The 26259-nt window shown below is 64.0% G+C and carries 24 protein-coding genes; 8 read left to right on the forward strand and 16 right to left on the reverse strand.

The features are described from left to right. Nucleotides 1-18: 18 nt before the first annotated feature. Both AC24YW_RS03375 and AC24YW_RS03380 read right to left on the reverse strand, forming a co-directional pair. Nucleotides 19-447: an organic hydroperoxide resistance protein gene (locus AC24YW_RS03375; protein WP_081493654.1), complete on the reverse strand. Its 429-nt coding sequence runs from the start codon at nt 445-447 to the stop codon at nt 19-21. A gap of 31 nt (nt 448-478) precedes the next feature. Further along, nucleotides 479-1261, reverse strand: a complete 783-nt coding sequence (locus AC24YW_RS03380) for an aspartate/glutamate racemase family protein (protein ID WP_487481369.1) — start codon at nt 1259-1261, stop codon at nt 479-481. A 630-nt stretch (nt 1262-1891) separates the two neighbouring features. On the opposite strand from AC24YW_RS03380, the gene AC24YW_RS03385 reads away from it, so the two are divergent. From AC24YW_RS03385 to AC24YW_RS03400, 4 genes are read left to right on the forward strand one after another with little or no spacing between them, the layout of a single operon-like run. Further along, complete coding sequence (locus tag AC24YW_RS03385) at nt 1892-3040, forward strand: ABC transporter substrate-binding protein (protein WP_487481370.1); 1149 nt, start codon at nt 1892-1894, stop codon at nt 3038-3040. 43 nt (nt 3041-3083) lie between these two features. Continuing rightward, entirely contained in the window at nt 3084-4127 is a 1044-nt protein-coding gene (locus tag AC24YW_RS03390; RefSeq protein ID WP_487481371.1) for a branched-chain amino acid ABC transporter permease, read from the forward strand. Continuing rightward, a complete protein-coding gene (locus AC24YW_RS03395) occupies nt 4124-5893 on the forward strand; it encodes a branched-chain amino acid ABC transporter ATP-binding protein/permease (RefSeq protein WP_487481372.1) in 1770 nt (589 codons plus the stop codon). Before AC24YW_RS03390 ends, AC24YW_RS03395 begins: the two co-directional genes overlap by 4 nt. After that, the gene (locus AC24YW_RS03400; protein ID WP_109144179.1) at nt 5890-6603 is read left to right on the forward strand and encodes an ABC transporter ATP-binding protein; all 714 of its coding nucleotides are present in this window, start codon (nt 5890-5892) and stop codon (nt 6601-6603) included. Before AC24YW_RS03395 ends, AC24YW_RS03400 begins: the two co-directional genes overlap by 4 nt. A 247-nt stretch (nt 6604-6850) precedes the next feature. On the opposite strand, the gene AC24YW_RS03405 is transcribed toward AC24YW_RS03400, so the two are convergent. From AC24YW_RS03405 to AC24YW_RS03450, 10 genes are all read right to left on the reverse strand, one after another. Further along, nucleotides 6851-7522, reverse strand: coding sequence for an ABC transporter ATP-binding protein (locus AC24YW_RS03405; protein ID WP_487481373.1), 672 nt, complete (start codon nt 7520-7522; stop codon nt 6851-6853). Further along, nucleotides 7519-8262 carry an ABC transporter ATP-binding protein gene (locus AC24YW_RS03410; protein WP_487481374.1) on the reverse strand — a complete coding sequence of 248 codons (744 nt, stop codon included), beginning with the start codon at nt 8260-8262 and terminating at the stop codon, nt 7519-7521. The genes AC24YW_RS03405 and AC24YW_RS03410 overlap by 4 nt, the downstream gene beginning before the upstream one ends. Further along, complete coding sequence (locus AC24YW_RS03415) at nt 8262-9206, reverse strand: branched-chain amino acid ABC transporter permease (protein ID WP_487481375.1); 945 nt, start codon at nt 9204-9206, stop codon at nt 8262-8264. The genes AC24YW_RS03410 and AC24YW_RS03415 overlap by 1 nt, the downstream gene beginning before the upstream one ends. An 11-nt stretch (nt 9207-9217) precedes the next feature. Continuing rightward, nucleotides 9218-10117 (reverse strand): branched-chain amino acid ABC transporter permease, encoded by a 900-nt coding sequence (locus tag AC24YW_RS03420; protein WP_487481376.1) that lies wholly within the window; start codon nt 10115-10117, stop codon nt 9218-9220. A gap of 71 nt (nt 10118-10188) precedes the next feature. After that, nucleotides 10189-11493, reverse strand: coding sequence for an ABC transporter substrate-binding protein (locus AC24YW_RS03425; RefSeq protein ID WP_487481377.1), 1305 nt, complete (start codon nt 11491-11493; stop codon nt 10189-10191). Nucleotides 11494-12670: 1177 nt separating this feature from the next. After that, nucleotides 12671-13378, reverse strand: a complete 708-nt coding sequence (locus AC24YW_RS03430; protein WP_487481378.1) for an EthD family reductase — start codon at nt 13376-13378, stop codon at nt 12671-12673. Continuing rightward, a complete protein-coding gene (locus AC24YW_RS03435) occupies nt 13375-13812 on the reverse strand; it encodes an acyl-CoA thioesterase (protein WP_487481379.1) in 438 nt (145 codons plus the stop codon). The genes AC24YW_RS03430 and AC24YW_RS03435 overlap by 4 nt, the downstream gene beginning before the upstream one ends. Continuing rightward, nucleotides 13812-14720, reverse strand: a complete 909-nt coding sequence (locus AC24YW_RS03440; RefSeq protein ID WP_487481380.1) for a fumarylacetoacetate hydrolase family protein — start codon at nt 14718-14720, stop codon at nt 13812-13814. Before AC24YW_RS03440 ends, AC24YW_RS03435 begins: the two co-directional genes overlap by 1 nt. Before the next feature lie 45 nt (nt 14721-14765). After that, on the reverse strand, nt 14766-15872 hold the full coding sequence (locus tag AC24YW_RS03445) for a cupin domain-containing protein (RefSeq protein WP_487481381.1): 1107 nt from the start codon (nt 15870-15872) through the stop codon (nt 14766-14768). Nucleotides 15873-16058: 186 nt separating this feature from the next. Next, nucleotides 16059-17075: a carbon-nitrogen hydrolase family protein gene (locus tag AC24YW_RS03450; RefSeq protein WP_487481382.1), complete on the reverse strand. Its 1017-nt coding sequence runs from the start codon at nt 17073-17075 to the stop codon at nt 16059-16061. A 127-nt stretch (nt 17076-17202) separates the two neighbouring features. Here AC24YW_RS03450 and AC24YW_RS03455 point away from each other — a divergent pair, with 127 nt between their 5' ends. The 4 genes from AC24YW_RS03455 to AC24YW_RS03470 all read left to right on the forward strand — a co-directional run bounded on the left by AC24YW_RS03455 (nt 17203) and on the right by AC24YW_RS03470 (nt 22057). Continuing rightward, nucleotides 17203-19362 carry a thiamine pyrophosphate-dependent enzyme gene (locus tag AC24YW_RS03455; RefSeq protein ID WP_487481383.1) on the forward strand — a complete coding sequence of 720 codons (2160 nt, stop codon included), beginning with the start codon at nt 17203-17205 and terminating at the stop codon, nt 19360-19362. Beyond that, nucleotides 19359-20924 (forward strand): indolepyruvate oxidoreductase subunit beta family protein, encoded by a 1566-nt coding sequence (locus tag AC24YW_RS03460; RefSeq protein WP_487481384.1) that lies wholly within the window; start codon nt 19359-19361, stop codon nt 20922-20924. The genes AC24YW_RS03455 and AC24YW_RS03460 overlap by 4 nt, the downstream gene beginning before the upstream one ends. Nucleotides 20925-21080: 156 nt before the next feature. Further along, a complete protein-coding gene (locus AC24YW_RS03465; RefSeq protein WP_487481385.1) occupies nt 21081-21575 on the forward strand; it encodes a MarR family winged helix-turn-helix transcriptional regulator in 495 nt (164 codons plus the stop codon). Next, complete coding sequence (locus AC24YW_RS03470; protein WP_487481386.1) at nt 21575-22057, forward strand: MarR family winged helix-turn-helix transcriptional regulator; 483 nt, start codon at nt 21575-21577, stop codon at nt 22055-22057. Before AC24YW_RS03465 ends, AC24YW_RS03470 begins: the two co-directional genes overlap by 1 nt. 4 nt (nt 22058-22061) lie before the next feature. On the opposite strand, the gene AC24YW_RS03475 is transcribed toward AC24YW_RS03470, so the two are convergent. Genes AC24YW_RS03475 through AC24YW_RS03490 form a run of 4 tightly spaced genes read right to left on the reverse strand, consistent with a single transcriptional unit; the run spans nt 22062 to nt 26258 of the window. Then, nucleotides 22062-22790 (reverse strand): SDR family NAD(P)-dependent oxidoreductase, encoded by a 729-nt coding sequence (locus tag AC24YW_RS03475; RefSeq protein WP_487481387.1) that lies wholly within the window; start codon nt 22788-22790, stop codon nt 22062-22064. A 30-nt stretch (nt 22791-22820) separates the two neighbouring features. Continuing rightward, the gene (locus tag AC24YW_RS03480) at nt 22821-24437 is read right to left on the reverse strand and encodes an ATP-dependent acyl-CoA ligase (RefSeq protein ID WP_487481388.1); all 1617 of its coding nucleotides are present in this window, start codon (nt 24435-24437) and stop codon (nt 22821-22823) included. A 7-nt stretch (nt 24438-24444) separates the two neighbouring features. Beyond that, nucleotides 24445-24921, reverse strand: a complete 477-nt coding sequence (locus AC24YW_RS03485) for an aromatic-ring-hydroxylating dioxygenase subunit beta (RefSeq protein WP_487481389.1) — start codon at nt 24919-24921, stop codon at nt 24445-24447. After that, nucleotides 24918-26258: an aromatic ring-hydroxylating dioxygenase subunit alpha gene (locus AC24YW_RS03490; RefSeq protein ID WP_487481390.1), complete on the reverse strand. Its 1341-nt coding sequence runs from the start codon at nt 26256-26258 to the stop codon at nt 24918-24920. The genes AC24YW_RS03485 and AC24YW_RS03490 overlap by 4 nt, the downstream gene beginning before the upstream one ends. Nucleotide 26259 lies beyond the last annotated feature (1 nt).

Here is a 26259-nt window from a genome sequence, read left to right on the forward strand (position 1 = left end):
CGCCCTCGTTCATCCGCCTCAGACCACCGTCAGTTTCACGTCAATATTGCCGCGGGTTGCGTTCGAATAGGGGCAACGCTCATGCGCACCGGCAACGACCTCTTCGGCCACAGCCTTCTCGACACCGGGCAGGTTGACTTTCAGCTCGACAGCCAGCGCATATCCGACGGGCACCGGCCCCATCGCAACCTTCGCAGTCACGGACGGCTCTGCAGACGGCACCACCTTCCGCGTGCGCGCGACGAGCTTGACCGCGCCGAGAAAGCAAGCGGCGTAGCCGGCCGCAAAGAGCTGCTCGGGATTGGTGCCTTCGCCACCGGGGCCACCCATCGATTTCGGCAAGGACAGGGACACCGACAGCAGACCGTCGGCGCTGGCGGCCTTGCCATCCCGACCTCCGGTCGCCGTCACCTCGGTCTCGTACAGGATCTTCTCGGGGGTCATCATGATTTGGTCTCCAGGAACGGTGTTTCGACGACTAGCGGCTGTTACGGGCAAGTAGTGCGCGGAAGTCGTCACGAGCCTGGGCGCTGGCCCGCCTGAAGCTCGGCCCGCGGCTGGGCTCGGTGCCATTGAGCTTCCGGAGCTGCACCCACATCTCGGCACTCTTGAGCGCCACGGCCGCGCAATTGACCACCGGAGCGTGGCCGACCTTCAGGCCATGCTCTCGCCCGATCAAAAGGCCCGGCAACACGCCGGCCGGGATCACGACATCCGCGCCGCGTTCCACCAGCGGAAGCGCGCAGGCGACGAAGTCCTTGATCATGCGGGCTTGCGCGGCGGCGTTTCCGGAGAACGCATCGGCGAAATCCTCCGGCCTGCAGCCAAGGCCGGTCACATGGACGAGGCGATCGCCGAGGCCGTAACGCTCGGCCTGCTCATAGTGCAAGACCTCGAAGACGGGATCGAGCGTCACAAGACCTAGCCGCCGCCCGAGTTGTGAGGCCGCCAGCAACGTCGCCTCGCCGGCCCCGATCACGGGAATGTCGAGCGCCGAGCGCAGCTCGTAGAGTCCGGGATCCTGAAAATGCCCCATGACGAAGGCGTCGAACCCGCCCTCCTCTGCTGCGATGCCGTTGTCGATCGCCTGGACCGCACAACGCAATTCCGCGAGCCGTCCGAACTCGCGGTCCGGCGGACTGATGCCCTGGACGTGAACTGTCGTGCCTGGCGCAGCGATGTCGTTGAGGTATTCCGACAGCCGCGCCATGTAGGGCGCATTCACGCTCGCATCAACGAAGCTCTGCCAGAAGATGCGCATCGTCCTTCTCCTCGAGCGGTGATCGGAGGATCGGTCGTCGGCTGCCGATGAATATATTTCAATCATAAACTAATTCACGCGTCAAATGCGAGCGGCGGCGACGGCGACTGGCGCCGTCGTGCCAGGGCGGGGACGGCGTTTTTGCTCGGTCGATTGGCGCAGAAGCGCCGCACACTGACGAAATTGTATGCAACAACATTTTTTTCTGACAGCCCCATGACACGTGTTGACGGCGCCACCACATTTACTTTAGGCTTTAAGTAATTCCTCGCCGGTCAAGGACCGGTGGCCATGACAATGATGTTGCAGGGCACCGATTTTGAGAGACTCGATCGTGTGGACAGTCGCCGTGCTCGAACAGCCGGCCTTAGCAGCATCGCCGGTCGCGCATCGCGGCCGCACCGACGACCTTTCATCGCTCCGGAAAACGCCCACGTGCATGTACCGGTGGGCCTATCGTTCGCGCGGCACGCAACATCATGGCTGCTGAGCGCCGGGCGAGCACACTCTCTTCGGTCGCGCCCGGTTTTTGGCGCCGCAGCAATGTTTCAATCGGTCGGCTCGTCGTTCGGGGACCCCGCGCGGCAGCGTCGAGGCATTCCTATCCAGCATCAACGGAGGAGAACGCATATGCGCAAGACTCTGAGCTTATTTGCACTTGCCGCCGGCATCGTCACAGCCCCGGCTGCGCAGGCCGATATCACCATCGGCTTCGTCACCTCGCTCAGCGGCAACGGCTCGTCGATCGGCATCCCCTACGGGCGCGGCATCAACGCGGCCTATGAATACAAGAAGACCGTCAACGGCGAGACCATCCGCCTGATCCAGCTCGACGACGGCTCCGACCCGTCGGCCGCGACCCGCAACGCGCGCAAGCTGGTGGAAGAAGAGAAGGTCGACCTCCTGATCGGCACGGCGACGGCGCCCTCGACCATTGCCATGGCCGCCGTGGCGAGCGAATTGAAAGTGCCGATGATCGCGGTCTCGCCGATCGGCAAACTGCCGGAAACACCCGAGCAGTGGGTGGTGTCGGTGCCGCAGCCTGCATCCCTCCTCGTCAAGATCATCGCCGATCGCATGAAGCGCGATGGCATGAAGAACATCGGCTATATCGGCTTCTCCGACGCCTGGGGGGACCTCGTCTACAACGGCGCCAAGGCGGCGGAAGCCGCCGGCGACGTCAAGATCCAGACCAACGAGCGCTATGCGCGCACCGACACCTCGGTCACCGCGCAGATCCTCAAAGTGCTCGCGGCGCGGCCGGACGCCGTGCTGGACGGCGGCTCGGGGACGCAAGGCGCGCTGCCGCTCCTCAGCCTCGCGGAGCGCGGCTTCAAGGGAAACACCTACGGCACGGTGGCGCTCGTCAATCCGGACTTCGTGAACGTCGGCGGCAAGGCGGCCGAAGGCATCCAGGTCTCCGCCGGCCCCGTCATCGTGGCCGAGCAGCTGCCCGACGAACACTTCGCCAAGAAAATCGCGCTGGATTTCCGCAGCGTCTACCAGAAGGTTCATAACATCCCGACCACCGACGGCTTCTCGGCCTACTCCTTCGACGCCTGGCTGATCTTTGCCAGCGCAGCGGAGCGCGCTCTCAAGACGGCCAAACCCGGCACGGCGGAATTCCGCGCCGCCCTGCGGGACGCGATCCTCAGCACCAAGGAGCTGCCGGGCGTGCATGCCATCTACAACTTCAAGCCCGGCGCGGTGACCGGCGTCGATGAGCGCGCGCTGGTCGTGGTGCGCCTGACGGGCGGCGCCTGGAAATACGCGCCGTAGTCGGACAGAGGCAGGCCACCAGAACAAGGGGACGGCGTTCTCAATGACGAGCGACATCGCAGCCATTCTTGCGATCGACGGGATCGCCACCGGCGCAGTCTACGCGCTGGTGGCGATCGGGACCGTCCTCATCTTCACCGTGACACGGGTCATCTTCATTCCCTTTGGCGACATCGCGGCCTTCACGGCGCTGACGCTGGCGGCGCTCGACGCGAAGCGTTTTCCGGGCACGGGTGCGCTGGTCGTCATCCTGGCGTGCCTCGCAACCCTGATCGAAATCGTCTCGCTGCTGCGCAACGGCGAGGTTCGGCTGCTTCCGCGCGCTCTCTTCTTCTATCTCGCATTGCCGCTGGCCGTGGTTGGCCTCGCCTGGCTGACCATGCGCGCCGAACCGCCGCTCGCGATCAGGCTCGTGCTGGCCTTGATGCTGATCACCCCCATCGCCCCGCTGCTGGACCGGATCGTCTTCCGTCCCATTGCGGACGGAACGGTGCTGCTGCTGCTGACCGTCTCCGTCGCCCTGCACTTCGCGCTGGTCGGCCTTGGGCTGCTGTTCTTCGGTCCCGAGGGCGTCAGGACCGAGCCGCTGACGTCATTGTCGACCGAGCTTGCGGGCGTGCTGATCTCGGGCCAGACCATGCTGATCGTGATCGCAGCCCTCGTCTTCTCCGGCCTGCTCTATCTCTTCTTCGACTTCACGCTGGTCGGCAAATCGCTCCGCGCCACGGCCGTGAACCGGACCGGCTCCCGCCTGATGGGCATACGTCCCGCCCGCGCCGGCACCATCGCCTATCTCCTGGGCTCGCTGATGGCCGGCGTCTCCGGCATCCTGATCGCGCCCGTCAACACCATATTCTACGATTCCGGCTTCCTGCTCGGCCTCAAGGCCTTCGTCGGCGCCATCGTCGGCGGCATGACGAGCTATCCCGGCGCGGCCATCGGCGCCGTCGGCGTCGGTATCCTCGAAAGCTTCGCATCCTTCGAGAGCAGCGCGCTGAAGGATGTCATCGTGTTCTCGCTTCTGATCCCGATCCTGATCTGGCGATCCCTCGCCTCGCTGCATTCCGAGGAGGAGATCGAGGAATGACGCGCCTTCACGTTCAGCTCGCAGCGGTGGCGGCGGTAGCGTGCCTCGCGCTCGCGCCATTCGTCCTCAACCCCTTCAGCATCACGCTGATGAACTATATCGGCATCTATTCGCTGGTCGCCATCGGCCTTGCCCTGCTCACCGGCGTCGGCGGCATCGTCTCCTTCGGACAGGCCGCCTTCGTCGGCGTCGCGGCCTATGCCAGCGCCTGGGTCTCTGCTCTGAATGGTTATTCGCCGTGGCTCGGCCTCGTGTTCGGGGTGGCGCTGACCTGCGGCGTCGCGACCGTCCTCGGCGTCGTCACCTTGCGGCTCCAGGGCCATTTCCTGTCGCTCTCGACCGTGGCCTGGGGGCTCGCCATCGGCTTCCTGTTCGGCAATGTCGAGGGCCTCGGGCGCTTCAACGGCATCTCGTCGATCCCGCCGATCAGTATCGGATCGCTCGCGCTCGTCTCGAGCGCCCAGATCTATTTCCTGATCTGGGGCATCGTCGTCGTGGTGCTGTTCCTCGGCTACAATCTCCTGGATTCCCGGCTCGGCCGCGCCATGCGCGCGCTGCGCGGCGGCAACATCCTGGTCGAGAGCCTCGGTATCAACGCCTTCCGGATCAAGCTCGTGACCTTCGTGATCGCGGCCTTCCTCGCCTCGCTCTCCGGCTGGCTCTATGCCCATATGAGCCGCTTCATCAGCCCGGGTCCGTTCGATGCCGGCATGGGCATCGAATATCTGATGATGTCGATGGTCGGCGGCGCCGGCAGCCTGCTCGGCGGCGTCGTGGGCGCCGCTATCGTCACCTTGCTGAAGAACAGCGTGCAGGACTATCTGCCGCTGATCGCCAAGGGCGCGTCCGGCCAGCTCGAGATCGTCGCCTTCTCGGCGTTGTTCATCCTGTTCCTGCAATGGGCGCGGCAGGGCATCGTGCCGTTCGTCGTGCGCTACTTGCCGAAGATCAAGCGCGAACGGCCGCCAGCCGCCCCGCCCCTGCCGCGCCGTCCCCAGCCGAAACCGGGCGAACTGCTTCTGAAGGTCGACGGCGCCGAGCGCCGGTTCGGCGGGCTCGTCGCGGTCAACAATGTCAGCTTCGAGGTCCGCTCCGGCGAGATCCTCGCCGTCATCGGCCCGAACGGCGCCGGCAAGAGCACGATGTTCAACTGCCTGACGGGTGCGCTCAGGGTCAACAAGGGCGAGATCGTCTTTGCCGGCCGCGCCATCACGCGCGATCCACAATCCCGCATCGCCAGGGACGGAATCGCCAGGACCTTCCAGCATGTGAAGCTGCGGCCGCGCATGAGCCTGCTCGAAAACGTCATGCTCGGCACCTACGCGCGCACCAGCACGGGCCTGTTCGCCGGCGCCCTCCGCCTCAACCAGCGCGAGGAAGCCAGCACCCGGCACGAGGCCTTGAAGCAGCTCGAACGCGTCGGGCTCGGCGACAAGCCGTTCGAGCTCGCGGGCAATCTGCCGCTCGGCAACCAGCGCATCCTGGAGATCGCGCGCGCGCTCGCCGCGGACCCGGCGCTGCTGGTGCTGGACGAGCCGGCCGCCGGCCTGCGCCGCCAGGAGAAGCTCAGGCTTGCGGAGCTGCTCCGTTCGCTGCGGTCGGACCACCTGACCATCCTCATCGTCGAGCATGACATGGAGTTCGTGATGTCGCTGGTCGACCGCATCGTCGTGCTCGACTTCGGCTCCAAGCTCTGCGAGGGCGCGCCCGCCGCGATCCGGAGCGACGAACGTGTGCAAGAGGCCTATCTCGGAGGCGTCGCGTGAGCGAGATGTTTTCCATGACGGACGTGACCGTCTGCTACGACAATGTCGAAGCGGTCCGCAACGTCTCGCTGTCGGTCGAGGAAGGCCAGATCGTCACCGTGATCGGCCCGAACGGCGCCGGCAAGACCACGCTGCTGATGGCCGCGATCGGGCTGCTCGCCTCCCGCGGCCGCCTCGTCTTTCAGGGCAACGACATCGGCAGGATGTCGGTCGAGGACCGCGTCGAGCGCCGGCTGTGCCTCGTGCCGGAGAAGCGCGAGCTGTTCTCCGACATGTCGGTCGCCGACAATCTCCTGCTCGGCTCCTACAGCCTGCGCGACCGCTCGGGCGTCCAGAAGACGCTGGACGAGGTCTATGACCGCTTCCCGCGGCTGAAGGAGCGGCAGCGCCAGGCCGCCGGCACGCTCTCCGGCGGCGAGCGCCAGATGCTGGCGCTCGGGCGCGCGCTGATGGCCAAGCCGAAACTGCTGATGCTGGACGAGCCGAGCCTCGGCCTCGCACCGCTGATCGTGCGCGAGATCTTCCGCACCATCGCCTCGCTGCGCGATCTCGGCGTCTCGATCCTGCTGGTCGAGCAGAACGCCCGCGCCGCGCTGGAGACGGCCGATTACGGCTATGTGCTCGAGACCGGGGAGATCGTGCAGTCCGGCCCCGCCAAGGATCTGATCCACGATCCCCGGCTGATCACGGCCTATCTCGGCGGACATTAGCGCCGGCCTGGATCAGGCCCCAACTCGCTAAAAACACAAAACGTCGAAAACAACCCCATGCACAGTAGGCGGTGACAGCGATTTCAATGACTTAGTAGCAGGACCTGCGGACTTTCCGAAAACCGGTTGTTCCGTCGGGCAAAACAGGGGCATAATGCCATCATCGCCCCAATTCCAGTTGGTGCGAGTTGAGCAGTTCGTGGAGCTTGGCTTGGCCGTCTGTTTTGCGCGCCGAACCGGGCGAGCGCTACGCAAGGACCCGGCTTTCGATTTCGCCGCGCTCGATCGTCAGCGTCACGTCTGCGAAGGTCTCGAGCAGCTTCGGGTTCGATTCCGTGATCAGAAGGGTAATGTCCGGGTCCTGCGAACGAAGCCGACGCAGCGCCTCGGCGTACCTCTGCGCCAGCACAGGGGCGAGGCCCTGGAACGGCTCGTCCAGAATGACGAGGCGGGTGCCTAGCATCAGGGCGCGCCCGAGGGCGACCATCTTGCCTTGGCCGCCCGAGACGGAGCCCGCCGGACGAGCCGCCAGTTCCCTGAGCTCCGGCAGCACGGAGTAGGCCCGCTCCAGCCGCCGGCGCGCCTCGTCCGCGCCAAGTTTTGCGACGCGAGCGGGCAAAAGAATGTTTTCTTCCACCGTGAAGGCCGAGAAGAGACGACGGTCCTCGGGAGCGTAGCCGATGCCCAAGAAGGGCCTGCGGTGCGGAGGAACATGTCCCAGGTCCTGACCGCCCAGGCGCACGATGCCGCTCGCCTTCGTGAAGCCCATGATGGTCCGTACCGTCGTGGTCTTGCCGGCGCCGTTTCGCCCGATGAGCGCGGCGGTCGCGCCCGGCGGCAGCGAGAAACTGACGCTGCGCAGCACCGGCGCATCGGCGATCGCGACGTTGACCTTCTCGAAGTCCAGCATCGCCGTCATATGCCGATCACCTGTTCGCGGACCTTGGGATCGGACAGAACCTCCGCTGGCGTGCCCACCTTTTGGATCTTCCCGACGTTCCACACCGCGACTCGGTGGGCATAGCGCTCCACCATGTCCATGTCGTGCTCGACGAAGACCGAAGTCACCTTCTCCTTGGCGAGCGCGGACGTCAGGATGTCCATGATCTCCAGCTTTTCGGCGGAGGCGACGCCAGAGGTGGGCTCGTCCATCAGCAGCAATCTGGGCTTCAGCGCGAGCGCCAGAGCGATGTCGACCAGCTTGCGTTGTCCCTCGGGAAGCTCCCTCGCCCTGCGAGACGCGTACGACTTGACGCCGACGAGATCCAGAAGGCGCTCCATTTCGGGCAGCTCAGGCAGGGCTGAAAGAGCCGTGAAGCCGGAAGGACTTCCCAGCCGCGAGGCCGCGGCGATCAGCATGTTCTCCATCACAGTCTGATCGAGAAAAAGCTGCGGTATCTGAAAGGCCCGCGCGATGCCGAGCTTGGTGATCGTGCGCGGGAGCTGCGCCGTGATTTCCCGGCCTAGGAAGGTGATGCTTCCGGCCTGCGGCCGCAGATAACCCGTCGAGATGTTGAGGAAGGTGGTCTTTCCGGCGCCGTTGGGTCCGATGATCGCGAGGTTCTCGCCTTGGAGCACGTCCAGATCGATACCGTCGGCGGCGACGACGCCACCGAACCGGATCTTGATGCCCTTCGCGGAAAGGAGGACGTTGGCCATCAATGTCCTCCCTGCGTCGCCTGGCCGTAGCGCTGCCTGAGACCTATCAGGCCGTTAGGCGCATAGAGAATGATGACGATCAAGACCACGCCGAGGATCAGCTGCCAGGTGTCGGCCAGGTGAGCCGCCGCATAGAAGCGCACGCACTCGAACATCGCCGCGCCGGCGAAAGCTCCGAAGGCGTGGGCGCTGCCGCCGAGGATCGCGATAAAGACGAACTCACCCGACTTCGTCCAGAACCCGAACTCGGGCGTGGCGATCTGCTGGATGATCGCCACCAGCGTGCCGCCGATGCCGCCGAGAAAAGCCGAGATCACGTAGCCTATCAGAAGCACGCGCCGTGCGGACGTCCCGAGGTACTCGAGCCGGGTCTCGTTCGATTTGATGGCACGCAGCATGTGTCCGAGCGGGCTGTCGAGATAGCGTTGCACGCCGTAGAAGGCGACGACCGCGATCAAGAGGCTCACGTAAAGGATGACGTACTGGAAGGTCTCGGGCGTAAACGACAGCCCCAACAGGGCCGGACGAGGGACCCGGATGCCGTCGGCGCCGTTGGTGTAATGAAACATCTTCTCCAGCAGCGACCACAGCACCATCGAAAACGCCAGATTCAGCATTCCAAAAAAGATTTCCCGGTAGCGCACGACGAAGAGCCCGACGATGAGGCCGAAGACGGCGGAGGTCATGCCGCCCAGCGCGATGAAGAGCACGATGTCGCCGCCACCGACGTACTTGCCCCAGAACGCCGCGGTATATGCCCCGGTAGCGAAGAACATTGCATGTCCGAACGACACCTGCCCCGCCTGCAGCAGAAGAATGATACCGAGAACGACGACACCCTTCGCGAGGATCAACGCGAACAAGGTCGCCCAGCTCGATACCAAAAGGGGCGCGACGGCGCTGACCAGAAAGAAGATGATCGCGATCGCGGTGATCGGCTTCATGCGACCGCTCATCAAATTTTCCTTACCTGCACGGCGCCGAACAGGCCGAACGGACGCACCAGAAGCACCAGCACCATCAGCAGATAGGGAACGAGAACTTCGAATTCCGGCTGGAGATAGATCACGAAGGCACGGGTCAGGCCGATCATCAGCGCGGTGAGCGCGGTTCCCTCGATCTGGCCGAGACCCGCGGTCGCAGCGACGGCAAAGGAAAGCACGATCATGTCGGCACCCATACCGGGGACCAGCGAGGTGGTCGGCGAGGCCAGCGCTCCTCCCAACGCGGCCAGACTCGCGCCGATGACGAAGGTGACGAAGTATACGCGTTTTGCGTCAATCCCGATGGCCGTCGAAGCTTCGCGGTCCTCCGTAACCGCAAGGATCACCGCTCCCGACAGGGTCCTGCGCAGGAAGTAGCGGAGCCCGAACAGCGTCGCCAATGCGACGCCGGGCAGCAGAATGACTTGATATGACGTGTAGCTGACGCCGAACACGGCGATGTTGGGAAGTAGTCTCAACGGCTCCGCGGCGAAGATGGGCTGCACGCCCCAGATCAGACGCTGCAGGTTGTCCATGATCATGAAGGCGGCGAAAGTGATCAGAAGCTGAAGGACGTCCTCCTGTCCGAAGAGCGGTCGCAGCAGAAACCGTTCGATGAAACCGCCGCACGCGACGCCGATCACGATGGAGGCAGCCAGCAGCGCGGGATAGGTGAGCCAAGGCGATATCGGCACGACTGCAAGGCTGAACGTCGCAGCCAGGTAGGCGCCGAACGCGTACAGCGACCCGTGCGCGACGTTGACCACGCGCAGCACGCCGAAAATCAGGCTGAGCCCGACCGAGACCAGGAACACCAGTGCGGCATAGCTGATCCCATCGAGGATCGCCAAGATAGCGAGTGTCGAGTTCATGATGGCCTTCGGAAAAGGTCCGTCCTCCGGGACGCGGCTCGGAGGACGGGGATCAAAAGTCGAGCGTGCCGTTACTGAGCTTTGAAGGTCGGCACGTCCATCTTGACGAAGTCCGGTTTGAGCGTCTTGAGCCACTCGACCGACCGTACGCCAGCCGGGTTGGTGATCATCTTCGGATCGAAGATCATCATGTTGTCGAGCAGCTTGAAGTCGTACCCCGGAACGGATTTGGTGACGCCGACCAGCTGAGCTTCGAGCCCCTGGTTGTCCTCGGGCCGCAGCGTGATCGGACGGCCGAAGCCGGTGGCGAACTCGATGCCCACTGTTGCGTCGACGACCTGTTCGCGCGTGGGCCAGTTGCCGCCGTTGGACTTGATCGCCTTGTCGTAGGCCGTCTGCAGGGCCTTGAACGCCTGCGCCATGTGATAGACCGGGTAGATCGGCCATGCACCGGTCTTCGCCTTGAAGGCTTCGTTGAACGCCTTGAAGGCCGCGTCGTTCTTCTTCTCGGGATGCAGGAACCAGTGGTCTCCGCGCGCGCCGACGATCAGGCCTTCAGGCAAGTCCTTGCCCAACCGCTGGATCGATGATTCGCCGATCCCGAGCACGAAGGTCGACTGCTGCAACAGGCCGCGCTGACCGGCCTGGCGGACCAGCGTGTCGAGATCTCCGCCCCAGGACGTGGTCAGAACTACATCCGGCCGCAGCGCCAACAGACGGGAGACTTCAGTGGAGTAGTCCGGTGCGCCGAACTTCGGGAAGAGCTCCGCGACGACTTGCACGTCCGGCTTCATCGCCTTGAGCGCGGTCGAAAAGATCTCCCAGCTCTCCCGACCCCATGCATAATCCTGATTGACCACCGCGATCGTCTTGAAGTCGGGCTTGGTCTTGAGCAGGTAAAGGAGAACGGCCAGCATTTCCGGCGTGCCGTTCGCCTGAGTCCGGAAATTGTACCGGTACTTCTTGGTTTCGAGGATGGAGGCCGCACCGCAGTCCCACATGAAATTCATGACTTTGAGGTCTTCGGCGATCGGCACCAACTGGGTGCAGCTGCCCGACGAGATCGAAGCAAACGTGGCATCGACCTTTTCGTCCTGCACCACGCGTCGGTAGTTCGAGACGAGCGCTTCGCCTCCCGCGCCTTCGTCGATGAAGGAGAGCTTGACCGGCACGCCGCCGATGCCGCCCTTCTTGTTGAGGTCCTCCGCGATCATCTCCGCCGCGGCCTTCGCCGGCACACCGAAGACTGACGCAGGGCCCGACAGGAACGTCGTGATGCCGATTTTGAGCTCCGACGGCTTGGTTTGCGCAAGCGAGGTGCCGGTAAAGGCCGCAACGACAAGCCCAGCCGCAACCGCAGTCTTGAGAAACTGCATCGAAAGTCCTCCCTGTTTTATGTGTCGCGCCCGGCTTCAGCCGCCGTGCGCTTCTTCTTGCAACAACGCTACTATAATTGTCGCGTGTTGCCAGCCCTCTTCTGCCATCCGCGAGCCGACGAACCCGGTTCGACGCCGTCGCCCATTTTGTCGGAGCTGCTCATCGATTGGAAACGGACAAGGTCCCTAAATGGTCGATGCCTTTAATTCCACGGTGCGATAAAAAGCTCCGGCCAGCGCCCGCGCACGCCATTCGTGCCTGCTCTTCCTCTGCGACGTAGGCGCTCTCGTTCAAGCAACAAACCGGCCGCGCTTCCGCTTATGGCCCATCACTGCCGCGTCCCACGACCGAGAGTATGTCGGCTGTTAGGGGCAGACCGGGTCTAACTTTAGCCGGCCAGATCGCCGCGATTGACCCAAAGCAGACTTGTGCAAATAGCTATTATTGCCGACAGTGTTCGCGAATTATGGGACACAGCGTGCGAAAGCTAGGTTTAATCATTCGAGCGATATCGGCAATATTGTTGACTGGCATAGCGTCCGGCTTCGTCGTCATAGCTTTATCGTCCATCTATTTCTGGTCGAATTCCCGCGGGGGGAGCGCGAGCAGCCTTCTGGAGATGATCTCATTTCTCTGGTTTGTGGCGAGCCTTTTTGGAGTTGCGGCAGCAGCCATCCTTGGGATTACGACAGAGTGGCCTAAAGCGCTCTGGCTTGCGAAGCAGAGCCGCCCTTCGCGGACATCGAGCATCCTCGTAAGCATTCTTGCAGCTGAAACACTCGTCCTTATTCCTGCAATTCGCGGCCTCTGGCGCAATCCTGAGGACATCGGCGAGACGCTACTGTTCAGCAGCTTTGCGGCTACCGTAGGAGGGATATGTTCGGCCCTATTGTGGTGGAAATTGGTAGTAGTGCCGTTACGACGCGGTCGATAACCGCCCATCGCAACCCGCGCTTATCTACGGTCAACGACCGCTTCTGGCCCGAAGGTGAAGTTGCGGCTCCGCTGGCGGAGGTCCGCTCATCGTAGTGAACCTGACTAGATTTTCTCAACCTGAGTTCTTCGCATTTTGGCCCATCGCGACATGCTGCGCCGCCGCACGAACTCGGTCGCTATAGGAGCAAAGCAGACGCTGCTTTTAGCCGCATCACGCCGCCGGGTTATGGGTTACACGGCCTAGGACCTCGCCCCCACCACTCTGGTCAGCATCGGGAAATGCTTGTTGCCGCCCGCAAACGGTGGGAATTTCACGAAGTCCGCGCGCATCTGCTTGATCACGTCGGAGCCGAGTGCGTGCGCGAGGGCTTGCGGGCTGTCGAACACCAGCTTGTTGCGTTGCATGTGCTCGACGCGCTGCGATGGCAGCCGGTCGACCCAGTCGATGCGGGTGTAGATCTCGATCTGGCGGACGTCCGGGAAGGTCCGCATGATCGGCGGGTGGTGCTCGAGATAATGCAGGTTCCAGGCGTTCATATCCTCGGCCGGGCCTGGATAGTGCACGAGGTAGCTGCACGGAGTTGTCGTTCCCGCCGGATGCTCGGCGACATCGACCGGAAACGCGCGCGTCAGCATCACCTGGTGGGTGACATCCAGTCCGGTGAGGCGGGATAGCCCGGCCCCCGTTGCGAGGCCGGCAAGGACGCCGCCGCGATCCATCGCCGCCTCGCAGGCGAACAGCTCGGGAAACCGGATTTGAAGTGCAAAGGCGGGGCCGGCGCCGTCGTCCCTGTAAGGATGGTCGACCGACTTTTCCAACGGCGTGAACAGCAGGGCCTCGGTCATGTCGGGGATCGATCCGACGCGCTCCGCCACAGCGGCAACCTCATCAGGACGCACGCGCCGTTCGCCTGTGGAATCGGAGAATGTCATGAACAGCGAGATCATGCGGGTGTTGCCTCGGTCCCCTCGCCCACACTCACATGCGCCATCAGTGCGGCGCGAATGTCATCGGGCCATGGGATCGCATGATGATCGACCAGCGAGGTCGCAGCAAGGATCTGGCGCGCGCGCCAGCGCGGGCCATTCGCGCCGGAGATGACATGCGCGAGATGGAGAGATGACCCACCGACCCTGACGATGCGCAGGTTGAATGTCAGGAGATCGCCGAACATCGACGGCCGGGAGAAATCGCAATCGAGGTGCACCGTGGGCGTTCCGATCTTCCGGACCGTGATCAGCTCCGGCCATGGAAAACCGATTCCAGCCCAGAAATCTTCGACCACGCCGTTGAGAATGTTCAAATAGGACGGAAAATACGCGATCCCCGACGGGTCGCAGTCTCCGAACCTGAGCTCGCGATCGAACGAAAAATTCGTCATCAGATCGCAACGACGGGGTGGCGAATGACACCGACGCCGTCGACGCCCGCCTCGACCACGTCGCCCGGCCAAAGCCATTCCTGCGGGCTCATGCCGGCGCCGACGCCTTCAGGCGTGCCCGTGGCGATGATGTCGCCCGGCTCGAGCGTCATGCCCGACGAAATGTCAGATATCAGCACCGGAATGTCGAAGATCATGTATTTGGTGTTGGAGTCCTGCTTCATGACCCCGTTCTTGGTCAGCCACAGCCGCAGATCGTGTGGATCGGCAATCTCGTCCGCGGTCACGATGCAGGGCCCGAACGGCGCATAGGTGTCCATGCCCTTGGAGAAGATCCACTGGCCGGCCCGGCGATTGTCCCGCGCGGAAATGTCGATCATCACCGAATAGCCGAAGACGTGGTCCATCGCCTTGTCGGCCGCGACGCGCGTTGCGGTCTTGCCAATGATGACGGCGAGCTCGACCTCCCAGTCGAGCTGCTGCGTCATCTTCGCATTGTGCTGGATCGCCGCGCCCGGGCCAATCACGGAGGTGGGTGGCTTGGAGAAGACGACCGGCTGCTTCGGCAGGTCCTTGTCCGTATCCAGGCTCTTGGCGGATTCCGCAACATGCGCCCGGTAGTTCAGCCCGATGCCGAAGATGTTTTTCCGCGGCCGCGGGATCGGCGCCTGCAGCTTGACGTCCTCGAACGCAACCGCCGAGCCGGCCGGGAAGCGGCCATTGGCATCCTCCAGTGCATCCTTAAGCGCTGGCAGCAGGGTCACGCTGTTGTCGATGAACGACAGCATGTCACCCGGCCATGTCACGCCGCTGGACGCACCAAGATGCTCAACATCGACGACCAGACCATTGACCAGGGCTCCAAGACGGGCACCGTTGGAGCCCAAGGTGTAGGTGACGAGACGCATGAAAGCTTCTATCCGGCTGTTCTGGTTGAATTCTGCAAGGGCATGTCAGGCCGCAACCGACTGGTAACCGCCATTGTCGCCATAGGCTTCTTCCCGATAGAGCCCGAGGCCTTCGATGACGGGCAGGTCGTTGAAGCAGAACAGGCAGGCGTCCTCGCTCGCCGAGGCGTTGCCGTGCTCGTGCCAGGCCCAGGACGGAACGCAGAAGATGTCGCGCTCTTCCCATTCGAGCCGCTTGCCGCCGATGATCGAATAGCCGCGCCCCTTGGCGACCTGGTAGATGAAGCTGCCGGTGTGCCGGTGCGATTTGGTTTTTTCGCCGGGGCGCAGCAACTGCATGCTGGCGCCGATCGTCTGCATCACGTGCCCGCCGGTGACCGGGTTGACGTAGTTCATGAGGATGCCGTCATAGGGCGAGCCATCGGTCGCGGCCGCATATTTCTGCAAGGACTCGTAGGTCGGCTCCCACTCATATTTGAACATCGGCGAATAGCCCTTCGACCAGCGCGAGTCCGCCGGCCGAAGACCGGGATTGCCCCAGGTCCGGGTCATGTCGTCCACGGGATAGCCGGACGGCTCCTGCTGGATCTTCGGATGCACCACGAAGAAATTGGCTTCCAGCGCGTTGACGAGCGGGATGTCCAAACCGTCCTGCCAGATGCAGACCGAGCCGTCGCCTTCGACGCCATGCTCGTGCCAGGTGCCGTTCGGCGTCAGCACGAAATCCCGCGCGCCCAGCGTCATCTTGTGGCCGTCGACGATGGTGTAGGCGCCCGCGCCCTCCATGATGAAGCGCAGCGCCGAGGCCGAGTGGGCGTGGGCCGTGGCGACCTCGCCGGGGTGCATCACCTGCAATCCCGAATAGAGCCAGCCCACCGCGGCCGACACGTCGCGCCGCCCGGGATTATTGAGATAGATCACCCGCCGGCCGGCTTTCTCGGGCGAGACCAGCTCGACCGAGCGCAGCACGTGCTCACGCAGATCCTTGTAGCGCCAGAGCACGGGAACCGAGGCCGATTGCGGCGCCCACGGCTCGATCTTGTTGGCGACGGTCCAGAGCGCGCCGGCTTCGTACCGTTCGAGATCCTTGTAATAGGCCTTGAGCTCGGGGGTGTCCTCGACATTGGCCCGGCCGATCACGTTCTCGCGCATCCTATCCTCCAAGTCCTGTGTCGCCGCTTCAGCTAGAATGTGGTGACCAAGCTCGTCATGCCCGGGCTTGTCCCGGGCATCCACGTTCTTTGTCCCGCACGAAAGGTCGTGGATGGCCGGGACAAGCCCGGCCATGACGGTGTGGATGTATTAGCACCATGCTTCAAGTCAGCGTGTCCCAAACCATCATTCCGATCTCAGCGGGATCGGCACAAAACCCTGCTCCGCGGTAACGCCCTCACCGTCCGCGAGGCCCAGCGGCGCCAGGGGGCGACGGTTGACCCGCAGATCGAAAATGTCGAACCGGTTATAGTGCCCGACGATGTCGTGCATCTGCTTCGGCTGGATGCAGCGCTCGAGATCGATATCGGCATAGACGATGCCTTCGTCGTCGATCAAGGGATCGCCGACCACGCGCCCGTCCGGCCCGATGATGCCGGAGAATGCGCTCGACTTCCGCTGCAGACGTGCGCGTGCGTCGGGAACGACGGTCTCCATCGCCGCGATGATCTCCTCCGACACGGTCGAGCAGGAGACGATCGTGAAGATCTTGCCTTCGAAGGAGTGGGCAATCGCGCGCAATTTGATCGCCTCCGCCATGTCATAGTCGGGGGGCGCGACGGGAAGCGAGATGTAGCTGGCGACGTGCACGAGCTCGCCCTGTCCGAGCAGCGCAAAGCGCGCCAGCGTGTTGGTGTTCTCGCCGCAGGCCAGGCCTCCGAGACGGCCGATCTCGGTATCATAAACGCGCAGGCTCGACCCGTCACCGCCGGTCCAGGTCAGCTTCTCTGCCCAGGTCGGCACCAGCTTGCGATGCTTGCCGAGCAAGGCGCCGTCAGGACCGATGAAAACCAGCGTATTGTAGATCGCGCCGAGCGAGACCGGGCTGCGCTCGTTGACGCCGAGCACGACGTGGCATGCCGTATCGCGCGCGGCTTTTCGGACCACGTCGACCTCCGGCCCCGGCACCAGCACCGACGCCTTGGCGAGCTTCTCGAACCATGCACTGCCGGTGACGGGATCGGTGATCCAGTTCCAATAGGGATAGCCGGGAACGAACACTTCCGGGAACGCGACGAGCTTCGCCCCGTTGGCTGCGGCCTCACGGACCAGTGAAGCCGCCTTCTCCGCGGTCGCGCTCGCGTCGAGATAGACTGGTGAAGCCTGGACGGCGGCAGCTCTAAAGCGAGGCAGCTTCAGCATCGGCCCTACCCTGTCGCTGGCTCATGACCGCCTTGTCGGAGGGAGCTTCCGCAAGCGTGATAGCATGGCGCGGCGTTGACTTACTTCACATGTAAACGTATGCTAACGCATATTTCTGGAGGGTGCAATGGCTGAACGGTCTTTTGCTCGCGAGGTCGAGGATCTCAGGCTCGGCGCCGGCGACACGTTCCGCGGCGAAGGCATCCTCGCCATCACCAAGGCGCTGCTGCAATCGGGCGTCGCCTATGTCGGCGGCTACCAGGGCTCGCCGATCTCGCATCTGATGGACGTGCTGGCCGACGCCAAGGACGTGCTCGACGACCTCGGCGTCGTATTCCAGAGCTCGGCCAACGAAGCCGCCGCCGCGGCGATGCTGTCGGCATCGGTGATGTATCCCCTGCGCGGCGCGGTCGCGTGGAAGTCGACCGTCGGCACCAACGTCGCCTCCGACGCTCTTGCCAACCTCGCCTCGGGCGGTGTCACCGGCGGCACCATGATCATCGTCGGCGAGGACTATGGCGAAGGCTCCTCCATCATGCAGGAGCGTACCCACGCCTTCGCGATGAAGTCGCAGATCTGGCTGCTCGATCCCCGCCCCGAGCATGAATGCATCGTCAACCTGATCGAGAAGGGCTTCGAGCTCTCCGAGTTCTCCAACACGCCGGTCATGCTGGAGGTGCGCGTGCGCGCCTGCCACATGCACGGCAGCTTCGCCTGCAAGGACAATGTCAGGCCGGCGCACACCATCAAGGACGCGCTCAACAATCCCAAGCGTGACGTTGGCCGCATCGTGCTGCCGCCGGCGGCCTATGAGCACGAGCAGGAGAAGATCAAGACGCGGATGCCCGCGGCTATCGGATTCATTCGGGACAACAAGCTGAATGAATGGATGGGGCCGAAGCAGGGCAAGGTCGGCATCATCATGCAGGGCGGCATGTACAACAACGTCATCCGCGCGCTGCAATATCTCGGGCTGTCGGATGCCTATGGCAACACGCAGATCCCGCTCTACATCATGAACGTCACCTACCCCGTGATCGACACCGAGGTTGCGGAATTCTGCGTCGACAAGGACGCCGTGCTCATCGTCGAGGAAGGCCAGCCGGAATATCTGGAGCAGGCGATCAATACGGTCTTGCGCCGCAAGGACATCCAGGCGCGCGTCCACGGCAAGGACGTGCTGCCGATGGGCGGCGACTACACTGCGCAGGTGCTGCTCGGCGGCGTCAGGGAATTCCTGGAGAAGACCGAGCCGCGGCTGCTCGGCAACCGGCCGCCGGCGCCGGACGCAGCGCCCGTGCTCAATCACCCCGCGGTCGAGAAGCTCAAGCAGGTCGTGCCGGCGCGCCCGCCCGGGCTTTGCACCGGCTGCCCGGAACGGCCGATCTTCGCCGCCATGAAGCTGGTCGAGGAAGAGCTCGGCCAGCACCACGTCTCCGCGGACATCGGCTGCCATCTGTTCTCGATCCTGCCGCCGTTCAACATCGGCGCGACCACGATGGGCTTCGGCCTCGGCCCGGCCTCGACCTCGGCCTTCAACGTCAAGGCCGACAAGCGCTCGATCGCGGTGATGGGCGACGGCGGCTTCTGGCACAACGGACTGACCAGCGGCATCGGCAATGCCGTGTTCAACAAGCATGACGGCGTGTTCGTCATCGTCGACAATTACTACACCTCGGCGACCGGCGGTCAGGACATCCTGTCCTCGCGCGCGATCAACAAGCGCCGCAAGACCAACAACTCGATCGTGCAGGCGGTGAAGGGCATCGGCGGCCAGTGGGTGCGCCAGCTCGACCGCACCTACGACGTCGCCAAGATGCGCGACACGCTGAAGGAAGCGCTGACGACGAAAGAGGAAGGCCCGAAGGTCATCGTCGCGTCTTCCGAATGCATGCTGAACAAGCAGCGGCGCGTGAAGCCGCAGATCAACAAGGCGATCAAGGACGGGACGCGCATCGTCAAGGAGCGCTTCGGCGTGGACGAAGACGTCTGCACCGGCGACCATGCCTGCATCCGCCTCTCCGGCTGCCCGTCACTGTCGGTGAAGCAGCTCGACGATCCCTTGCGCGACGATCCGGTGGCGGCGATCGACAATTCCTGCGTCGGATGCGGCAATTGCGGCGAGGTCGCCGAGGCCGCCGTGCTCTGCCCCTCGTTCTATCGCGCCGACGTCATCCATAATCCGACGCGGTGGGACATGTTCAAATCCAAGGTCGCGATGAGCGTGATCGGCTGGCTGCAGCGTCGTCGCGACCGCCGGCGGCCGGCACTCGAGGCACTGGCATGAGGGACGAGACGGTCCGGCTGGCCCTCCCCGCCGCAGGCGAAGCGACGGAGCGCCCGATCTCGATCGCGATTGTCGCGATGGGCGGCCAGGGCGGCGGCGTCCTGACCGACTGGATCGTTCAGCTCGCCGAGAACCACGGCTGGGTCGCGCAGTCCACCTCGGTGCCCGGCGTCGCCCAGCGCACCGGCGCCACCATCTACTACATCGAGGCGATGCCGCCGCTCGACGGCCGCAAGCCGATCCTGTCGCTGATGCCGACCCCGGGCGACGTCGACGTGGTGATGGCGGCGGAATTCATGGAGGCCGGGCGATCGATCCTGCGCGGCCTCGTGACGCCGGATCGCACCACGCTGATCGCGTCGAACCACCGGTCGTTTGCGATCGGCGAGAAGATCGCGCCGGGCAACGGCATCGCCGACGGCGGCGCCGTGACCGGCGCAATCGGAGTTGCGGCGAAGACCGAGATCATCTTCGATTTGAACGCGCTGGCGATCGCGCATGGCAGCGTCATCTCGGCCGCGATGTTCGGCGCGCTCGCAGGCGCAGGCGTGCTGCCGTTCAGCCGCGACAGCTATCTCGACGTCATCCGCAAAGGCGGCAAAGGCGCGAAGGCCAGCGTCGAGACGTTCCAGGCCGCCTTCGAGCGGGTCAAGACCGGCCCGACCGAAGTTGCGGCGCCCGCGCCAGCCAGACCGGCCGACAATGTCCCCTCTTCCGCGGCGCCCGATCCGCAGCTCGGCGAACTCGTCGCAAGATTGAATCGGGAGCTGCCCGAGCCTGCACTCGGCATGGCGCGTGCAGGCTTGCGGAAGGTCATCGACTTCCAGGACATCGCCTATGGCGGCGAATATCTCGACATCCTGAAGACGCTGCACGCAGCCGACCGGAACGCCGGTGGCGGCGCGCATGCCTATGCCTTCACGGAAGCCGCGGCAAAGTACCTCGCCAACGCCATGACCTATGACGACGTCATCCGCATCGCCGACCTCAAGACGCGCGCCGGCCGCCGCGCGCGCATCGAGAGCGAGCTCGAGATGTCGAACGGACAGGTGCTCCAGACCACCGAGTTCATGCATCCGCGCATGGAGGAAGTGATGGGCATGCTGCCGGCAGGCTTCGGCCGCTGGCTCGGCGCGCGGCCGCGCCTGCTTGGCTGGCTCGATCGCCGCGTCAACCGGGGACGCCGGGTGCGAACCTACGCGCTGCCCTGGTTCCTGGTCCTCTATGTCGTCGGCGGGATGCGTGGCCTGCGCCGCCGCTCGCTGCGTCACGCCGTCGAGACGGCCCACCGGAATTCGTGGCTCAAGGCCGCGACCGAGGCGGTCGGCACCAATTACCAGCTCGGTGTCGAGATCCTGCAATGCCGACGCCTCGTCAAAGGCTATTCGGACACCCACAGCCGGGGGCTGTCGAAATTCGACCGGACGCTCGCGGCGATCAAGCTGGTTGAGCGCCGCGAGGATGCCGCCGACTGGGCGCGCCGCCTGCGGGAGGCCGCGCTGAAGGACAGCGCCGGAACGGCGCTCGACGGCGTGATCCAGACCATCAAGACTTTCGCATGATTCCACGGGCGCCGGACGCAGGACTGGATTGCCGTTCGCGCCGCAAGAGGTCAGGATCGGACCGCTTGACTACGCTTCTCAGGTTGTTAATCGGAGCGAACGACCCGCGGTAATTCCCTTCACTCGACGAGACATTCCGTACTCGATGGTCATGCGATGCCGGCAGCACTCAAGGAGAACGTTGTTCCCGTCCCTGGGCAGATCGAAACCCGGCTCTGGCTCCAATTGCTGTCGCTGCATGGTGAGCTGTTCGCCTCGCTCAATTCGATGCTGAATTCGGAGTTCGGCCTGTCGCTGGCAAAATTCGACGTGCTGGCCCAGCTCGACCGTTACCGGGATGGCCTTGCGCTCGGGCAATTGTCGCAGAATCTGAAGGTGACCGGCGGCAATGTCTCGGGGCTGGTGCAACGTCTTCTCGCCGACGACCTCATCAGCAGGGAGATGTCGAGCGAGGACCGGCGGTCCTTCATCGTGCGCCTGACGCCGAAAGGCGAAGCGCTGTTCCGGAAGGCGGCCGAAATCCACAAGAAGCATCTCGCCAAACGGCTCGAGAACGTCTCGGCCCGGGAGCTGGACACCGCGCTGTCCGTGCTGAGATCGCTTTCCTCGAAACTTCATACCGAGAGCAAGAAGCAAAGTCGCAAGAGATAATGGCCAGAGAATCCAAGAGCAGATGGAAGTCGGGTCCGCCGAGGACCAGGGACCAGCTGCAAACCTATATTCCGTATCTGTTCAACCGGCTCGCCAATCGCTGGAACCTGGATCAGAACCGCGATTTGAGCGAGCACGGCATCAACAATGTCGTGTTCCGGACGCTGTCGGTGCTGTTCATCTACAAGACCCTCACCGTCAACGAGGTCGCCGTTCTCGCGGTGACCGAGCAGTCGACGGCGAGCCGCATGGTCGAGTCCATGGTGTCGTCGGGCCTCGTCAAGCGCGAGATCGCCGAGGAGGACCAGCGCCGCCGCGTCGTCGGCCTGACGCCGGATGGCGAAGCGCTGCTGCGCAAGATCTGGCCGATCATGGCGAGCAATTACGACAAGCTGGTCGAGGGCATCGAGCCCGAGGACATCGAGGTCTGCGCGCGCGTGCTGGCCAAGATGGTTGAGAATATCCGCCAGAACCAGATCTGACGGGCTACGGCCCAAGTCCGACGAGGCTGGTGCCGCCGCAGACATAGAGCACCTGGCCGGTGACGAAATCGGAGTGCTCGTCGAGGAAGAACGAGACGGCGTGCGCGACATCCTCGCGCGAGCCGAGCCGCCCGACCGGAACGTTGCGCGCCATCCGCTCCTGCTGCTCGGAGCCCTTCGGGATGACGCCCCAGAAATTGTCGGTCAGGATCGGTCCCGGCGCGACGACGTTCACGGTGATGCCGCTCGCGGCAAGCTCCAGCGCCCAGGTCCTTGCCATGCCGTGCACGCCGGCCTTGGTGGCCGAATAGGCCGAGCGCGTCACTGCCCCCATCGCGGCGCGCGAGGAGACGAACACGATGCGCCCGAAGCGGCGCGCACGCATCCCTTCCAGCGCCGCCTGGGTCAGGAGCATCGGCGCGCCCAGATGCAACTGCGCCAGCATCAATATGTCTTCCGGCCTGGCGTCGGGCAGCAGGTTCGGCAGGATGACTCCGGCATTGTGGACCAGGCTGTCGACGGCGTGATCCCGGCAGATCTCCTGCGCGATCGCACGCGTCGCTTCGATATCGGTGAGGTCGGCGCGATAGGCCGCGAGCAGATCATGCGTCCAGGTCGGCTTCTCCAGCCCGACCGAGATCACGCGTTGCCCGCGCGCGACGAGCTTCTTCGCCAAGGCCTCGCCGATCCCGGAATTGCCGCCGGTGATGAGGGTGGTGCGGATCGCGCTCATGATCAGACCTTCTTGATCAGACTTTCTTGATCAGACTTGCCGCTTCTTGAGGTCGCGCAGGTCGAAGAAGGCGCCCTCGCCCATCAGCTTCCCGACGAAATCCTTCAACCCGCCGCGCTGGATCTTCTCGGTCGCGGTCAGCGGCAGGCTGTCGACGAAGCAGATCCAGCCCGGCGCCTTGTAATAGGCCATCTGCTCGAGGCTCCAGCGCACGATCTCTTCGGCGAGCGCGCGGTCCGCGCCGGCCTTCTCAGGGATGATGACCGCGGCGACCTCGTCGCCGCGCACCTGGTCCGGCGTTGCCGCAACCGCGGCCTGCCGGATCGCGGGATGGCGGTTGAGCACGGATTCGACCTCGACCGCGGCGATGTTCTCGCCGGAGCGACGGATCACGTTCTTCTTGCGATCGACGAAGTGCAGGTCGCCGTCCGCATCGCGCGACACGATATCGCCGGTGTGCAGCCAGCCGCCGGCCCACGCCTCATTGGTGGCAGCCTCGTTCTTGAGATATTCGCGGAAGAAGCCGTAGCGCGGATCGGCGCCGGCGCGCCGCACCAACAGCTCGCCGGGCACATCCACCGGCGCATCATCGCCGACGTCATCGACGATCCGGACCTCGACCTCGGGGGCCGGGCGACCAAAACAGCTGGTGCCGACCTTGCGCGGCTCGACATTGGCGGCAATGACGCCGCCGCTGCCGGTCTCGGTCATCGCCCAGGCCTCCAACAGCGGAAAGCCGAAACGCTGCTCGAACGTCGCATGCAGCAGCTTGTCGACGCCGGCGCCGAAGCCGAAGCGCACGCTGTGCGCGCGGTCCAGCTCCGAGGGCGGCGCGCTCATCAGCATCGAGGGCATCACGCCGAGATAATGCAGGCAGGTGGCACGGCTGTCGCGCACCGAGGCCCACCAGCTGCGCGGGTGGAAGCGATCGAGCATGGTCAGGCAGCCGCCGACCGACAGCATCGCCATCAGGGACACCGCCATTGCGTTCATGTGGAACAGCGGCAGCGGCGTGATCATACGCTCGCCGTCTGGCTTGAGGTCGATCAGCCCGCCGACGTCGCGATACCAGTTTCCGGAATGCAGGAAGTAGGTGTTGGTGAGCACGCAGCCCTTGGGCTGGCCCGTCGTCCCCGACGTATAGAGCAGCGCGCATTCGCTCCCCTCGTTTGCCGACGTCGCGGGCCGGGCACCGCCGAAGGGTGCGGGAACGTCGTCCTGATCGTCCACGACAGGGATCGGCCGGCCGGCCTGACGCGCGGCCAGCTCCACCTCCTCGCGCCGTCCGGCGAGGACGAATGCAGCATTCATCTCGGAATGCGAGATGATGTATTCGAGCTCGCTGCGACGGAGGTCCGGATTGATCGGCACCACCGAGACGCCGAGCGCATTGAGCGCGAACCACAGCTCGATGAAGACAGGCCTGTTCTGGAGCAGCAGCCCGACTCGGTGGCCTTCGCCGTAACCCTGGCTCGCGAACGCCGCGCGCCGGTGCTCGACCCGGTCGAGCATCGCACGATAGGAGATCTCGCCCGCCGCAATGCCGTAGATGCCCGCCGTCTCCGGCAGCACGTTGAGGAAGCCCGCTTCGCCGCGGCGGAGCGCGGTCTCTTGAAAGCGGGCATGGATAGTGGTCGCAGCGGTCAAGGCAGTCTCACATGAAAAGCTGGATGTTGCCGAACGGCGCATCGAAATTGACGAGATCGACGCGCTTGAGCTTGATCTTCAGGGCATCGCCGACCTGCACGAGCTCGTGCGAGGCCCATCCAGAATAGCGCTCCAGCATGTCGCCACGCGTCTCGGTGTAGATGTAGGGGGTCCGCGCCTTTAACATTCCGGCAGCAGGATCGCATGCCACGATCCGCGGTGCCTGGAGCAGATGATGGCAACGGCTCTTCGGCTTCTGGCTGAAGGTGCGCTCGCCGGCGAGCCGCTCGACCCGCACCTTCAGGAGCAGCAGATCCTCGTACATCAGCGACGGCTGCAGCACCGGATCCTGCTGCTGCCATTCGAGCGGCATCCAGTAACGCCCTTCGGGGTGAAACAGATCGAGCCAGGCCTGCCACTCCATCGCGTCGAGCAGCTCGGCCTCGCGATAGATGAAGTCCGTGATGGTGTTCTCGCCGATCATTCCGCGGCCTCGATGCGCTCGTCCATGTCCATGGTGATGAATTTCGCCCAGGCGTGAAACTGGTTCCGCATCTGCCGCTCGGACGTGCCGTTGATCACCGCAGTGACGTCCTGCTCTTCATGGCCGTCGTAGAGCCGCCGCAGATTGACCCATTGATTGCCGTTGGACTTCAGTCCCTCCTGCGCCCGCTCATACATCTCGAGGTCGTCGTGGCCGACGATCGAGGTCGGCGCGTTGATGAAGCGGTTGTACATCAATGCGCGCTCGTAGAGCTTGTCGGGCGCGCCGACCAGGCGATAGACCCAGCTCTCGACCAGCGTCTTGTCGACCGCGATCGGGATGAAATTGCGCAGGATCTGGACAGCGCCCTTCACCATGATGTTCGGGAAGTACACGGTGTTGTGCCTGACCTCACCGAGGATCTCATGCGCGCGCTGCTCGCCATAGGCCGCAACCATCTGGTCGAGATAGCCCGGGACATCCGAATAGTTCGAATGGATGGAGTTGGCGACGCCGGTGTGGCCGTGACCGTTCGGCCAGATCCGGATGCCGCTCTGCTCGTAGAACTCGTACGGGCTCATGAAGGGACCGTAGAGCTGCACCGCCATCGGTGTTTCCGTGGAATCGCCCTGCTCGCGCTTCCAGACCTTGACCGCGGTACCGGCCGAGCTCTCATGCGCCACCATCGGATGGCAGGTGTCGGTCTGGTTCTCGACCAGCATCTTCCAATTGCACGTGTGCATGTAGCGGATCGGCGTTGCCTGGACGGCGAGTTTCCCCTCCGGCGAGCGGTCGACCATGTTGTCGATGGTCGAAAGGCTTTCGCCAAAATAATCCTCGAAGGAGACGCCGTGATCGCTCAGGCGCGCGAAGATGAAATCGCGGTAGATGACGACGTTCCTGACCTTCGACAGCCCCTCATTGGCCTGGGTGTCGCCGAAGCCGGTGCCCTCGTAGCCCTTCTTCAGCGGGATCGCGAGCAGCGAGCCGTCGGTCTTGAAAGACCAGGCGTGATAAGGGCAGCGGAAGAACTTTCCGGTGTTGCCGCAGGGTTCGGACGCGATCTTCACGCCCTTGTGCGGGCAGCGATTGTAGAACACGTGGATGGAACCGTCGCTATGGCGGCTGGCCATGACCGGCTGCCGCCCGATATTGGCCGTGATGAAGTCGCCGGGTTTTGCAAGTTGGCTGGCATGGCCGACATAGATCCAGCTGTTGGGAAACAGGTGCTCCATCTCGAGCTCGAAGATCTCGGGATCGACATAGACGTCGCGATGCACCTCGGCCTCGCGCACCAGCGCGGCAATCGCACGGGCATTCCCGCCGTATCTTTTCATG

It is taken from the genome of Bradyrhizobium sp. USDA3516, from assembly GCF_057651995.1.